Genomic DNA, 13,897 nt, shown 5'->3' with positions numbered 1-13,897 from the left:
CGGTCGAGGACGGACCGTCACTGTCGCCAATACTCCAGTTGATAGCGCGACGGGTCGGGCTGCCCGTTGCCGTGGCCGATGAGGCAGAGCCGGGTGTTGCCGGCCGCGACCAGCCGGGCCCGTTCGGCGTCGGCCGCGCTGGCCAGGAAGAGCAGCGGGGTGGCCGCGGCCCGCAGCCCCCAGCCGTCGCCGTCGGGTCCGTGCACCGCCAGCTCCGCCGGGTCGTACGTGATGCAGTCGAATTGCGGAGCGGGGCCGAACGGCAGCCCGGACGGGCCCTGGAAGTGGGTGATGATGTAGCGGTGCCGGTCGGCGCGGTCGTTGCCCCGGCCGATGAAGCAGAGCCGGGTCCAGTTGCGGGCCACCTTGACGCCGTCCTCGGCGTCGGTCTTGGTGGCGAAGAGCTTGATGGCGTGGTCGCCGTCGCGCATCCGCCACGCGTCGCCGCTCTGCTCGATCGTCAGGTTTGCCGGGTCGTACGTCACACAGTCCTCGGCGGCCGGCTGCACGGTCGGCACCGGCTCGCCGTCGTCACCATCGTCGCCGGAACCCCCACCGTCGGGGTGGTCAGGATCGTCGCCGGTGCCGCCGGTCTGCGGCTCGCCGCTACCGGCCGACCCGCTGTCGCCGCCCCCGGTCGGCGCGCCACCGAGCCCCGCTGCCCCGGACGCCTGGCCACCGTCTGACGCCGCGCCGACTCGCCCGGCCCCGGACGGGCCGCAGGCCGCCAACACCACCGCGAGCAGCACGCCCAGGACGGCGGCGGCGACAAAGGTGACGGTGCCCCACCGCCAGGTCGACCGCCGCGCCAGCACCCCGAACTTGGTCGTGTAGATCATCTGGTCCTCCAGCCTCTCCGTGCCGGGTGGGTCGACGCCCAACCGGGTCCCGGCCCGCCCGGGGCGCGGGACGTCCGGCGACGTCGCCGGACACGGGTGAGAGGCGGCGGCCGGCCGAGGACCAACAACTATTCGCCGGCCCGTCAGCCGGGTGTGCCGCCGGCGGGTCAGCCAGATGTGCGGCTGACCTGCTGGTGAAGTGCCCGTGCCAGCTCCCCGGACCCAAGGTGTCTCCGCGAGCTTGATGCCACAGGTGCATCATGATTCACCTCTGGCATCAAGCTCGACGAGCATCTCCGATCCGGAACGGAATTGGACGAAGATGATCAATACAAGTTTCGTCTCCACCCTGGACTATGTGGGCACGACGGGAGAAGATACCGGCACGCAAGGCAGTCGATTCCTGGCAGGAAGCTGCCCCGATACGGGCCGGAAGGACAAGCAGCAGTGAGCAGCAACGGCATTCCGCAGGTGCTCAGGTTTCTTCGTTCACTCAATGGCGGCATGACACAGGAGCAGTTGGCGCAGCGACTAAGCGTCTCGACGTCGTTGATCGCCAAGTTCGAAACCGGTCGACAGATACCGATGCCCGACACGGCAGACCACATCGATCAGGTGTTCAGCAGCGCCCCGCTGATCAAGGAACTCTCCGAGAACGCCCGCAAGAGCATCCCGCCAGAGTGGTTCCGGGCGCTACCGGAGTTGGAGCAGGAGGCCTCCGCGATTCGGCGTTACGAGTGCCAGATCATCCCTGGACTGCTCCAGACGGAAGCGTACGCCCGGGCCATCCTGCACAGCGGCCTGCTAACTCCCGCTAAGGCCGACGAGTACCTCGCTCTCAGGATGACGCGACAGGCCGCCGTGTTCGAGCGGGAGGAGCCGCCGGTGTGTCAGTTCATCATCGACGAGGACGGACTTCGCCGGGGAGACCCCGTGATCATGCGGGAGCAATTGGAGCACATCGCCGAGATGAGCACCCGGTCGCGGGTGCTGGTGCAGGTGGCCCCGGTTTCCGCCGGCTTGCATCCCGGGCAGAACGGGCCGTTCATGCTCGCCAGCATGGCCGAGACCGGCGGCACCGTCGGCTATGTCGACGACCAGTTGGAGGGCCGCCTGGTGACCGATCCGAAGCGGGTTGCCACCCTCGAACAGGCCTGGCAGGCTCTGAGTGGTGTTGCGTTGCCGCGCGACCAGTCGCGAGACATGATCTTGAAGTTGGTGAAGGAACTATGACCGAGCCGGCGTGGCGCAAGTCCAGCCGAAGCAACAGCAACGGAAGCGACTGTGTCGAGGTGGCGGACAACCTTCCCGGTCGCATCCTGGTCCGCGACAGCAAGGACCAGGGTGGTCCGACGCTCGCCTTCGGCCCGACCGCCTGGCGGTCGTTCGTCGCTGAGGCACCCACGCTCCGCTGAGCCGCTGGGCAAGCAGTTAGCAACGACGTGTCGAGCCCCGGCCCCACGCCGACGGGGGCCGGGGCTCGACGCGTACCGGTGACCGCGCCGTCCTACTCGACCCGGACGTTGTCGATGTGGACGGTGCCCGGGTTGACGTAGACGTAGAACTCCCGCACGTCGGCCAGCGCCTCGGCGTCACACGACATCTCGGTCAGCAGGTCGATCTCGGCGGTGCCGGTCCAGTCCTGGTTCAGCCAGGTGAACGTTGACTGGCACCAGGTGTAGGACGGACCGGTCTGCACCGCGATCGCCGCATTGGTCCCCACCGACGGGTCGGTACGCAGGTCGTACTTGAGGGTGACCCGGCCGGACAGGTCGACCGGCTCGGGGAACGAGGTGCCGAACCAGCCGCCGGTGACCGAGTCGACCCGCAGCCCGTACGCCCCGTCGGTGGCGAACGCGTCCGACTGGGCGACGCTGCCGACGCCCGGCTCCCACGACGGCGGCCCCCACCCGTCGGTGCCGGCCTCGAACGAGAACAGCGTCTGCACCCCGGCCGGGTCGGGTTTCACCGTGACGACCAGTTCGGCGACGTTGGAGGCTCGCCAGGCCCGGTCCCACACCTGGTAGTGGGCGGTGGCCCGACCGGCGAAGCCGTCCGCCGGGGTGAAGGTGACCGCCCCGTCGCCGCCGAGCGAGAACTCGCCGCCGGCGACGGTCACCTGCTTCTGCTGGCCGGGCACCGTCGGGTCCAGGTCGATCGTGGCGGCGCGGACCGTACCCCGGTGGGCGATGTCGTTGGCCGCCGGCCGCAGCGTCGCGACCTGGCCGAACTCGACGGTGGTGGTGTCGTGGTCGGCGACCGGCGGCCACGGCCGGCGGTCGCCGCGCACCGCCGCCCCGGCGTTGGACAGCGTGGTGCAGACCGGGCTCGGGCAGTAGACGGTGTAACCGTCGTAGTCCGGGTAGAGGCTGCCGTCGTCCTGCACGCCGGAGAGGATCCAGTAGAGGAAACCGCTGGTGCCGCCGGCGATCGCCGCGTCGGTCCACTCGCGGTAGACGACGTTGCGGGTCGACTTGTCGTGGATGCCGAACTCGCCGAGCATCACCGGCTTGCGGACCTTCTTCGCCTCGTGGGCGTGCCGGGTGATCCACTCGGCGCCCCAGGCGGCGTCCTTGCCCCAGTGGTCCGGGTAGAGGTGGTAGGAGACGACGTCGACGGCGGGCAACCTGCTCAGCGCGACGCTGTCGACGCCTTCACCACAGTTGATGGTCCAGTCAGCGCTGGTCGGATCGTCACAGAAGAAGCCTTCGTCGCCGACGCTGACCAGCTGCCGGGGAGCGATCGACTTGACGTGCCGGGTCATCTCGTCAGCCCAGGCGGTCAGCGTGTCGGTGGCGCAGTCCGGTGACTGCGGGTAGACCCCGGAGCCCTTGCAGCGCGGCTCGTTGCCCAGCTCCCAGGTCATCACCGTCGGGTCGTCCTTGTATCTCACCCCGGTGATGGTGTTGGTGCGGTTCAGCACATGGCTGATCCAGTCTTTGTACCAGCCGCGGATCACCGGGTCGGTGTAGAAGTCGTCGTGGTACTGCCCGCCGCGCCAGCGCACGTACTGGTCCATGCCGCCGAAGTCACGCCAGTTGTTGGTCAGCGGGACCACCAGTTTGATGCCGGCTTCGCGGGCGGCGGCGAGGACGTAGTCGAGGCGTTGCAGGCCGTCCGGGCCGTCGTTGTACGCCGGCCGTTCGCCGTCGAAGTACTGGAAGTAGACTCCGTCGGCCGGGCCGGCGACCGAGTCGGAGCCGTCGGCGTTGCCGATGTCGAGGAACCCCCAGGTACGCAGCACGGTGAACCCGGCTGCCTTCGCGTCGGCGAACACGTCGTCGACCATCGTCGGCGACTTGTACATCAGGTAGTAGTTGTTGCTGCCGGCGAACCGGAACTTCCGGCCGTCGAGTTTGAGGTCGTCGCCGTGCCGGGTGACGAACCCGGCGGTCGGCGTACCAGGCGTACCGGGGTGGCCGGGATGGCCGGGATGGTGGGCCGGCGGTGCGGCCTGGGCCGGGACTGCCGCTGCGGTGAGCAGCAGCCCGGCCAGTGCGAGCAGCAGGCCGGCGGAGCGTGGGCGCATTACGGGGTTCTCCTGACCGTGGAGCGGTGGAGGTCACTGACGCGCTGCGGCCTCCAGGGCGAGTGCGGCGGCACCGAGCAGTCCCGCGTCGTTGCCGAGGCTGCTGGTGTGGATCCGGACCCGGCGGACGAAGTCGAGTCCGGCAAGCTCCGCTACGGCCGCGCGCAGCGGAGCGAAGAGCAGGTCACCGGCGGCGGCCACCCCGCCGCCGATGACGACGTCGTCGAGGTCGACCAACGCGGTGGCGGAGACCACCGCGGCGGCCAGCGCGGTCGCGCCACGCCCGAACGCGGCGACGGCGAGCGGTACGCCGGCCCGGGCGTCCTCGGCGAGGGTACGGGCGTCGCCCGGCCGCTCCCCCGGCGTCCAGCCCTGGTTGACGGCCCAGCGGACCATCGCCGGACCGCTGGCGATCGCCTCGACGCAGCCGCGCCCGCCACACGGGCAGGGCGGTCCGGTCATGTCCACCACAATGTGTCCGATGTGGCCGGCGTTGCCGCTGCCGCCCGGCTGGACCCGGCCGTCGATGACCAGCCCGCCGCCGACGCCGGTGGAGACCACCATGCCGAGCAGGGCGCGGCCGGGGTAGCCGCCGCGCCAGTGTTCGCCGAGCGCCATGCAGTGCCCGTCGCCGGCGAGCACCGCCGGCCGGCCGGGCAGCAACGGCCGCAGCGAGTCGAGGATGCCGAAGTCGCGCCAGGCGTGGATGTTGACCGGGCTGACGGTGCCGGCGGCGGGGTCGAGCGGGCCTGCCGAGCCGACGCCGAGCCCGGTCAGCGTGGCCGGATCCCGGTCGCCGACGACCTGGCGTACCACCCGGTGCAGGGCGGCGGTGACGGTCGCGGTGTCCCCGCCGGCCGGGGTCGGCACCGCGCCCTGCACGGCGATGGTGCCGTCGGGTTCGACGACGGCGGCGGCCAGCTTGGTGCCGCCGACGTCGATCGCGAGAACCGGGCCGGGGGCGCGGTCGGCCGCTGCCGGGCCGGTGCTCACGCGCCGCCCGCCGGGGTGTCGCTGACGATGTCGTTGACGCAGCGCAGCACCGGCCGGCTGGTCAGCGCCGCCGGATCCAGCTCGACCCCGGTGCGCACCACGAACTCCGTCGACTCGCCGGGCAACAGGGTGACCAGTGCCCGGTCCACGTCGGCGGCCTGGTCGAGCCGGTCGGGGTAGAGGGTCAGGTCACGCAGGACGGTCCGGGCGGTGACGGTGACCCGCAGCCCACCGTCGACCGGTGCGGCCGTCGCGTCGTACCCGGCCGCCGGGTAGTCGATCTCGTTGTCCTCGGCGAAGAACCACCAGGCCCGCTGCCCGGCCGCGTCGGCGAGCAGCAGCTCGCGGCGCGGGTCGCCGGTGGTGGCCAGGTCTGGGTAGAGCGGCACGGTGACCGCGGAATGGGCCGGTACGGCCAGCTGGTAGCCGATCTTGGCCAGTGGCTCGCCGGCCAGGGTGAGCCGGGTGACGTCGGTCTGCGGGTGCCAGTCGGCCCCGGTGTCGTTGACCGCCACCAGGGCGAGCCCACCGTCGCGGGGTTCGATGGTGAGCAGCCGGTCGGCGTAGGCGTCGCGCAGCGCGTACCACAGGGGTTTGCGGCGGCCGTCGCCGTCGACGGCGGCCCACGAGGTGACCGGCCAGCAGTCGTTGAGCTGCCACAGGATGGTGCCCATGCAGACGCCCCGGTGGGAGCGGAAGTGCCGCACCCCGACGGCGATCGCGCGGGCCTGGTTGACCTGGGTCAGGTAGTGCCAGTCGTCGAAGTCACGCGGAGCGGGCAGGTGTGCGTCGAGGCCGCGTTGAAGTTTCAGGTCGCCGTCGGCGGCTTTCTGGTGGTGGGCCATGCCGGGTGAGTCGGGGGCGAGCGGGTCATCACTGATCGCCCGGCGCAGGGTGGCGTACACGGGTGGCCCCTGGTAGCCGAACTCGGCGAGGAACCGGGGCACGTACTGCCGGTACTTAAGGTAGTCGTCAGTGTTCCACACGTCCCAGATGTGCATGGTGCCGTGCGCCGGGTCGTTGGGGTGCAGGTCGTCGCGGCCGGAGTACGGGCTGCCCGGCCAGTACGGACGGGTCGGGTCGAGTTCGGCGACGATGCCGGGCAGCACATCGAGGTAGTAGCCGAGCCCCCAGGTGCGTCCGTCGAGGATCTCCTGCCAGCCCCAGTCGTGCCAGCCCCAGATGTTCTCGTTGTTGCCGGTCCACAGCACCAGGCTGGGGTGCGGGGTGAGCCGGGCGACCTGGTAGCGGGCCTCGGCGGCGACTTCACCCGCGATCGGCTCCTCCTCCGGGTACGCGGCGCAGGCGAACAGGAAGTCCTGCCCGACGAGCAGGCCCAGCTCGTCGGCGAGGTCGTAGAAGTCCTCGGATTCGTAGCGGCCGCCGCCCCAGATCCGCAGGAAGTTGACGCCGGCGTCGGCCGCCTGGCCGAACCGGTGGGCGTAGCGGGCCCGGTCGACCCGGGTGGGGAACGCGTCGTCGGGGATCCAGTTGACGCCCCGGACGAAGACCGGCATCTCGTTGACGACCAGGGTGAACGCGCTGCCGGCGGGGTCGGCGGTGGTGTCGAGGCGGACCGACCGGAAGCCGATCAGTCGCTGCCAGGTGTCGAGTGTGCTGCCGTCGGCCCGGTGCAGGGTGACGTCGAGGGCATGGCGGGCGGGTTCGCCGTACCCTCGGGGCCACCACAGCTCGGGCTCGGCGACGGTGAGGGTTACGACGGCGCTGCGCTGCCCGGCGGGGACGGCCGCTTCGGCGCGGGCCCCGGCGACGGCGGCGACCACGGTCAGCGGGGCGTCGGCACCGTCGGCGCGGTCGACGTCGACGTGCACCTCGACCCGGCCCTGCGCCTCGCCGGTCGGGCCGCCGGTGTGGTCGACGGTGACCAGGGGGCGGACGGTGGCCAGCCGGGCGACGCTCCAGGCGTGCAGGCCGATTTCCTGCCAGATGCCGGCGGTGACCAGGTTCGGGCCCCAGTCCCAGCCGAAGTTGCAGGCCATCTTGCGGATGAAGTTGAACGGTTCCGGGTAGGCGTTGGGCCGGTCGCCGAGCCGGTCGCGGACCGCTTCGGCGTGCCGGTACGCGGAGTCGAACCGTACCCGCAGGGTGTTGCGCCCGGGGCGCAGTGCCGTACGGACATCGAACCGGTAGCCGCGATGCATGTTGGCGGTGCGGCCAAGCTCGACGCCGTTGAGGGTGACGGTGGCGACGGTGTCGAGGCCGGCGCAGACCAGGTCGACCCGGGGATCGCCCGGGTCGACCCAGTCGAACGTGGTCTCGTAGACCCAGTCGGTCCGGCCGATCCACGACAGCCGGGTCTCGTTGTCGTCGAGGTAGGGGTCGGGGATCAGGCCGGCGGCGAGCAGGTCGGTGTGGACGCAGCCCGGTACGGCCGCGGGGACACTGTGGTCGCCGACGCCGTCGGGTACGTCGGACCCGTCGGCGGGTCGTACGGTCCAGCCCTCGTGGAGCGGTCGTACGGAGTTCATGCCATACCTCACTAGTGCTGGAGCGGGACTGGGCCACGGTACGGGTCCGCGCCGGGTCAGTTTTTGACGGCGCCTTCCATGATTCCCCGGACGATCTGCCGACCGCCGATGAAGAGCATGATCAACAGCGGGATGGTCGCCACGAACGCACCGGCGAGCACCCGCCGGTACAGCACGTAGTTGCCGCTGGCCAGGTCGGACAGGGCCACCATCGACGTCGGGTAGTAGGTGCCGCCGAGGGTGATCAGCGGCCACTGGAAGTCGTTCCAGGTGGCCACGAAGGTGAGCAGGCCGAGCACCGCCATCGCCGGGCGGACCGCCGGCAGCACCACGCTCCAGTAGATTCGCAGCGTGGTGGCACCGTCGATCCGGCCGGCCTCGATCAGCTCGTCGGGCACTGCTTCGAGGATGAACTGCCGCATGTAGAACACGCCGAACGCGGTGACCAGGCCGGGCACGATGACCGCGACCAGGGTGCCGTTCCAGCCGAGTTCGCCCATCAGGATGTAGAGGGCGACGACGCCGAGCTGGTTGGGCACGGTGAGGGTGAGCACCACGACGACCATCAGCGCGTTGCGGCCGGCGAACCGCAGCTTGGCGAAGGCGAAGCCGGCCAGCGAGCAGAAGAACAGCACCGAGAACGTCACGATCGACGAGACGATGAAACTGTTGCCCAGCGACTGCGCGAAGTAGACGTTCTTGAGAGTGAAGACCTCGTTCAGGTTGGTGAGCAGCTGACCGCCGGGCAGCAGCTGCGGCGGGATCTTCGCCAGGTCGGCGTCGGTGCCGCTGGCGATCACCACCATCCAGTAGAGCGGGAACGCGGAGAACAGGATGACCAGGCTGAGGAACAGGTAGTTCCAGAAGCTGCCCGGCGTGCTGGCCGGGGCACGGCCGACGGTTCTACTGCTCATTTGCGGCCTCCGCCCAGCCGGTTGGCGACCAGCGCGTTGACGACCGCGATGATCACGATGATCAGGAACAGTGCCCAGGACATCGCGGCGGCGTACCCGAGGTTGAGGTCCTTCCAGCCGACCTTGTAGATCAGCTGGGCGATGGTCTGGAACTGGCCGTTGGACCCGCCGGTGGCGGCCTGCGAGTTCTGCTCGAACAGCATCGGCTCGGTGAACAGTTGCAGCCCGCCGATGGTGGACAGGATCACGGTGAAGACCACCACCGGTCGGATCATCGGTACGGTGATTCGCCAGAGCTGCCGCCACGGGCCGGCGCCGTCGACCGCGGCCGCCTCGTAGATGTCGCGCGGGATCGACTGCATCGCGGCGAGGTAGATCAGCGCGTTGTAGCCGATCCACTTCCAGTTGACCATGGTGGCGATGGCGACCCACGACGCGGCCTTGCTGGACCGCCAGTCGATCGGCGCCTCGCCGCGCAGGTTCAGTACGTCGAGCACCCAGTTGGCGATGCCGAAGTCGCGGGCGAAGAAGACCGCGAACAGCAGCGTCGACGCGGTGATCGGGGTGATGTACGGCAGCAGGATGCCGACCCTGAACCAGGTCTGCGCCCGCAGCTTGCGGTTCAGCAGCGACGCGATGACCAGGGCCAGGAACAGCTGCGGCACGGTGGATAGCAGGAAGATCCCGAACGTGTTGTACAGCGCGTTCAAGAAGCTGTCGTCGGTGAACAGCCGCCGGAAGTTCGCCAGCCCGGCCCAGCCGGTCAGGTCGGCGTTGTCCAGCCGCCAGTGCCGCAGCGCCACCACGCCGTTGAAGATGATCGGGAAGAGTCCGAAGGCGATGAAGAGGAGGAAGAACGGGGAGATCAGAAGGTACGGCGTGTACCGTATGTCGAAGCGGTGCAGCCGGTTACGCCAGGTCGGGTCGGGTGGCGGAGCTGGTGGTGCGGCCCGGGTTGCGGACATGGATTGCCTCCAGGTTCGACCGCGCGGCTCGCGGCCCGCGAGCGGTTACGCGTTCGCCGCCTTCTCGGCTTCCGCGATGGCTTCCGTCCACGCCTCGTCGGGCTTGCCTTCCAGGTCACCGCTCTGCAGCCGGTTGAGGACGTTCTCCACCGCGACCCGGACGGGGCCGTTCTTGCGGCCGAGGTACTGCGGGGTGAGGTTGGCGGCGGTCGCGGAGAAGATCTGGCCGACCGGAGCGTCGTTGAAGAACGGGTTGGAGAACTCGACGATCGCCGGGTCCTCGTAGAGCGCCGGCTGCGACGGCAGGTTGCCGACCTTCTTGAAGATCTCGATCTGCTGCTCGGGCTGGATCAGCCACTCCAGGAACTTGTACGCCTCGTCGACGTTTTCGCCCTGTGCCGGCACGGTCAGGAACGAGCCGCCCCAGTTGCCGCCGCCACCGGGAATGGCCGCCACGTCCCACTTGCCGGCGGTGTCGGGAGCGGTGTTCTGGATGTGGCCCATCATCCACGCCGGGCAGGCCAGCACGGCGAAGTCGCCGTTGACGAAGCCGTTGTTCCACTCCGGGGAGAAGGCGGCGAGGTTGGCTGACAGTCCGGCGCCGACGACGGCGGCGGCGGTGTCGAAGGCGACCTTCGGACCGCCTTCCATGGCCAGGTTCTCGCTGGTGTCGAAGAGGCCGACCGGCTGCTGGCCGAGCACCGGGTTGAAGATGTTGGTGGCCGAGTCGACGAACTTCTTGCCGCTGGCCGCGACGTACTCCTCGCCGGTGGCGACGAACGACTCCCAGTCGGGCCAGAGGGCGGAGACCTCGTCCCGGTCGGTCGGCAGCCCGGCCGCCTCGAACAGGTCGGTGCGGTAGCACATGGCCAAGCCGCCGACGTCGGTGCCGAGGCCGATCTGGGTGGCCCCGTCGGCGGACAGGGTCTGCTGCCACTTCCAGTCGAGATAACGCTCCTCGTACTGGCCGGCACCCTTGTCCAGCAGGTTGACGAACTTGTCGGCCTGTTCGCGGAACTGGACGACGAAACCCTCGTCGATGGCGGCGATGTCGGCGGCACCGGACCCGGCGATCAGCTTCTTCTGCAGGTCCTCGTGCTGGGCGTTGTACTCACCGGAGTTGAGGTTGATCCGCACGCCCGGGTTCTCCGCCTCGTACGCGGCCTTGAGGTCGTCGAGGCCGAAGTCGCCCCAGTACGCGATGGTGAGGGTGGTGCCGTCGTCGTCGCTGCCGCCGCCGGGTTCGCCACTGCAGCCGGCGATCAGCAATGCGCTGGCGGCGCCGACCGCCGCCGTACGTGTCCAAGGGGTCCAACGCCGCTTCATCCCATCCTCCGAACACAATTGGAAACGCTCCCAACATCGAGGAGCGTCGACTGAACCGGATAAGTGAAGCCACGGTACGAGTGGGTCCGGCACGTGTCAATGGCTGGTTAACGCCGTAGCCAACCCGTAACCTCGGTGTCCTCGGGCGGGGTGGCCGCTGGGCCCGGCCGACACCGGATATCGTTTCGGGCAGCAGACTTAACCGGGCAAGGCCAGCCGAAACGAACCCGAAGGAGCGCCGCCGGTGAAACGGCCGACCATCGCCGACATCGCCCGCCGAGCAGGCGTTTCCAAGGGTGCGGTCTCGTACGCGCTCAATGGCCAGCCCGGAGTCTCCGAGGCGACCCGGCAGCGGATCCTCGCCATCGCCGCCGAGATCGGGTTCAACCCCAACAGCGCCGCCCGCGCCCTGTCCGGGGCGACCGCCAACGCCGTCGGCCTGGCGCTGAGCCGCCCGGCCCGGATCCTCGGCATCGAGCCGTTCTTCATGGAGCTGATCAGCGGCGTCGAGGCCGAGCTGTCCGCCCGGTCGTACGCGCTGACCCTGCAGGTGGTGGCCGACACCGAGGCCGAGATCGCGGTCTACCGGCGCTGGTGGGGTGAGCGCCGGGTGGACGGCGTGTTCCTGTGCGACCTGCGGCTCGACGACGACCGGGTGCCGGCGCTGGAGTCGCTGCAACTGCCGGCGGTGGTGATCGGTGGCCCCGGGCACACCGGCTCGCTGCCGAGCATCTGGTCCGACGACGCGTCGGCCCTGGTCGAGACGGTCGAGTACCTGGTCGCGATGGGGCACCGCCGGATCGCCCGCATCGGTGGCCTGCCCGGCCTGCTGCACACCGAGATCCGCGCGGGCGCGTTCACCGACGTCTGCCGCCGGCTGGGTCTGGACCAGTGCGTCACCGTGCCGTCCGACTACACCGGCGAGGAGGGCGCGCGGGCGACCCGGCGGCTGGTCAGCACCGCGGCCCGCCCCACCGCGGTGATCTACGACAACGACGTGATGGCGATCGCCGGCCTGGCGGTGGCCCAGGAGATGGGGCTGACCGTGCCGGGCGACCTGTCGATCGTTGCCTGGGACGACTCGCCGCTGTGCCGCCTGGTGCATCCGCCATTGACCGCGCTGGGCCGCGACATCCCGGCGTACGGTGCGCACGCCGCGCGGCAGCTGCTGGCGACGATCGCCGGTGAGCCGACGCAGGCGTACCAGGACGAGACGCCGCACCTGACCCCGCGCGGCAGCACCGCGCCGCCGCGCGCCAGCTGACCTGCCACGGCCGATCCGGTGAACCGATTAAGTTGCTTAACCGTTGAACGGTACAAGACGTGCCAAATACCACAGGGTACCGTCGGGTGCACCCCGACCCGCCGATCACCGCGGGTTATGCTCGGACCGGTCACGTGACTGGCGCGGCGAAGGTGGAACCGACCACCGGGGAGCGACCAAACGACGTGCGCCGCGCGCCTGGGTGCACCGTCGACGGCACCGTCATGTCCGGGGGGTCCCCGGCCGACGGAGCCGCCCGACCCCAGGAGGGCACGTCGTGCACGTACCGCAGATCCCGCAACTGACCGCCACCGATCCCGAGCTCGCCGCCCTCGTCGAGGGCGAGGCCCGCCGCCAGCACGACAAGCTGCGCATGATCGCCTCGGAGAACTACGTCTCCGCCGCCGTGCTGGAGGCCAGCGGCTCGGTGCTGACCAACAAGTACTCCGAGGGCTACCCGGGCCGGCGTTACTACGAGGGCCAGCAGTTTGTCGACCCGATCGAGACGCTCGCCGTCGATCGGGCCAGGACGCTGTTCGGCGCGGCCCACGCCAACGTCCAGCCGTACTCGGGCTCCCCCGCCAACCTCGCCGTCTACCTCGCCTTCCTCTCGCCCGGCGACACCGTGCTGGGGATGTCGCTGCCGATGGGCGGGCACCTCACCCACGGCTGGTCGGTGTCGGCCACCGGCAAGTGGTTCAACTCGGTCCGCTACACCGTCGCCCGGTCCACCGGCCGGATCGACTTCGACGAGGTACGTGACCTCGCCCGCCGCGAACGACCAAAGGTGATCTTCTGCGGCGGTACGGCGGTGCCGCGGACCATCGACTTCCCGGCCTTCGCCGAGATCGCCCGGGAGATCGGCGCGGTGCTCGTCGCGGACATCGCGCACATCGCCGGCCTGGTCGCCGGCGGCGCGCACCCCACGCCGATCGGCCACGCCGACGTGGTCACCACCACCACCCACAAGACACTGCGCGGCCCGCGCGGCGCGATGATCCTCACCACCGAACAGCACGCCGCCGCGATCGACAAGGCGGTCTTCCCCGGCCTGCAGGGCGGCCCGCACAACCACACCACCGCTGGCATCGCCGTCGCGTTGCGCGAGGCCGGCACCGACGACTTCCGCCGGTACGCCCACCAGGTGGTCGCCAACGCGAAGGCGCTCGCCGCCGCGCTGGTCGACCGGGGCTTCGAGCTGATCTCCGGCGGCACCGACAACCATCTGATCCTGGCCGACCTGACCGGCAAGGGCGTCGGTGGCAAGCCGGCCGCGCAGGCGCTGGACCGGGCCGGGATCGAGCTGAACTACAACACGGTGCCGTACGACCCGCGCAAGCCGTTCGACCCGTCCGGCATCCGGCTGGGCACTGCCGCGCTGACCACCCGCGGCCTGACGGAGGCGCAGATGCCGCAGGTCGCTGCCTGGCTGGACGACGCGGTGACCGCGGCGGTCAAGGACGACGGTGCCGCCCTCGACCGGATCGCCGGAGAGGTAGCCGACCTGCTGGCCGGCTACCCGATGCCCGGCTACGCCGCCTGACCTGCGCTGAGCTCCGCCCGCCCGCGCCGCGCCTT

11 protein-coding genes are annotated in these 13,897 nt (G+C 70.2%); 4 read left to right on the top strand and 7 right to left on the bottom strand.

Annotated features, from left to right (window positions below):
* Positions 1-17: 17 nt before the first annotated feature.
* Positions 18-839 (bottom strand): hypothetical protein, encoded by an 822-nt coding sequence (locus tag O7621_RS14285; RefSeq protein ID WP_282234401.1) that lies wholly within the window; start codon positions 837-839, stop codon positions 18-20.
* Between the two features lie 312 nt (positions 840-1,151).
* On the opposite strand from O7621_RS14285, the gene O7621_RS14280 reads away from it, so the two are divergent.
* Positions 1,152-2,072, top strand: coding sequence for a helix-turn-helix transcriptional regulator (locus O7621_RS14280; protein ID WP_282234400.1), 921 nt, complete (start codon positions 1,152-1,154; stop codon positions 2,070-2,072).
* Entirely contained in the window at positions 2,069-2,254 is a 186-nt protein-coding gene (locus O7621_RS14275) for a DUF397 domain-containing protein (RefSeq protein ID WP_278167694.1), read from the top strand. The genes O7621_RS14280 and O7621_RS14275 overlap by 4 nt, the downstream gene beginning before the upstream one ends.
* A 92-nt stretch (positions 2,255-2,346) precedes the next feature.
* Here the strand turns inward: O7621_RS14275 and O7621_RS14270 are convergent, their stop codons facing one another.
* From O7621_RS14270 to O7621_RS14245, 6 genes are read right to left on the bottom strand one after another with little or no spacing between them, the layout of a single operon-like run.
* Positions 2,347-4,368, bottom strand: coding sequence for a cellulase family glycosylhydrolase (locus O7621_RS14270; RefSeq protein ID WP_282234399.1), 2,022 nt, complete (start codon positions 4,366-4,368; stop codon positions 2,347-2,349).
* Positions 4,369-4,401: 33 nt separating this feature from the next.
* Positions 4,402-5,361: an ROK family protein gene (locus tag O7621_RS14265; protein WP_282234398.1), complete on the bottom strand. Its 960-nt coding sequence runs from the start codon at positions 5,359-5,361 to the stop codon at positions 4,402-4,404.
* Entirely contained in the window at positions 5,358-7,850 is a 2,493-nt protein-coding gene (locus tag O7621_RS14260; protein ID WP_282234397.1) for a glycoside hydrolase family 2 protein, read from the bottom strand. Before O7621_RS14260 ends, O7621_RS14265 begins: the two co-directional genes overlap by 4 nt.
* Positions 7,851-7,906: 56 nt before the next feature.
* Entirely contained in the window at positions 7,907-8,764 is an 858-nt protein-coding gene (locus O7621_RS14255; RefSeq protein WP_282234396.1) for a carbohydrate ABC transporter permease, read from the bottom strand.
* A complete protein-coding gene (locus O7621_RS14250) occupies positions 8,761-9,729 on the bottom strand; it encodes a sugar ABC transporter permease (protein WP_282234395.1) in 969 nt (322 codons plus the stop codon). Before O7621_RS14250 ends, O7621_RS14255 begins: the two co-directional genes overlap by 4 nt.
* A 45-nt stretch (positions 9,730-9,774) precedes the next feature.
* Positions 9,775-11,055, bottom strand: a complete 1,281-nt coding sequence (locus O7621_RS14245) for an extracellular solute-binding protein (protein ID WP_282234394.1) — start codon at positions 11,053-11,055, stop codon at positions 9,775-9,777.
* A 244-nt stretch (positions 11,056-11,299) separates the two neighbouring features.
* Here O7621_RS14245 and O7621_RS14240 point away from each other — a divergent pair, with 244 nt between their 5' ends.
* Both O7621_RS14240 and glyA read left to right on the top strand, forming a co-directional pair.
* Positions 11,300-12,319 carry a LacI family DNA-binding transcriptional regulator gene (locus O7621_RS14240; protein WP_282234393.1) on the top strand — a complete coding sequence of 340 codons (1,020 nt, stop codon included), beginning with the start codon at positions 11,300-11,302 and terminating at the stop codon, positions 12,317-12,319.
* Between the two features lie 277 nt (positions 12,320-12,596).
* Positions 12,597-13,862: a serine hydroxymethyltransferase gene (gene glyA, locus O7621_RS14235; protein ID WP_282234392.1), complete on the top strand. Its 1,266-nt coding sequence runs from the start codon at positions 12,597-12,599 to the stop codon at positions 13,860-13,862.
* Positions 13,863-13,897 lie beyond the last annotated feature (35 nt).

This window comes from Solwaraspora sp. WMMD937 (genome assembly GCF_029581175.1).
GTDB lineage: Bacteria > Actinomycetota > Actinomycetes > Mycobacteriales > Micromonosporaceae > Micromonospora_E.
This window is presented reverse-complemented; position numbering and strand designations above follow the sequence as displayed.

Coding starts and splice junctions, on each gene's coding strand:
- O7621_RS14285 (WP_282234401.1), bottom strand. CDS start 839: ATGATCTACACGACCAAGTTCGGGGTGCTGGCGCGGCGGTCGACCTGG.
- O7621_RS14275 (WP_278167694.1), top strand. CDS start 2,069: ATGACCGAGCCGGCGTGGCGCAAGTCCAGCCGAAGCAACAGCAACGGA.
- O7621_RS14270 (WP_282234399.1), bottom strand. CDS start 4,368: ATGCGCCCACGCTCCGCCGGCCTGCTGCTCGCACTGGCCGGGCTGCTG.
- O7621_RS14260 (WP_282234397.1), bottom strand. CDS start 7,850: ATGAACTCCGTACGACCGCTCCACGAGGGCTGGACCGTACGACCCGCC.
- O7621_RS14255 (WP_282234396.1), bottom strand. CDS start 8,764: ATGAGCAGTAGAACCGTCGGCCGTGCCCCGGCCAGCACGCCGGGCAGC.
- O7621_RS14250 (WP_282234395.1), bottom strand. CDS start 9,729: ATGTCCGCAACCCGGGCCGCACCACCAGCTCCGCCACCCGACCCGACC.
- O7621_RS14245 (WP_282234394.1), bottom strand. CDS start 11,055: ATGAAGCGGCGTTGGACCCCTTGGACACGTACGGCGGCGGTCGGCGCC.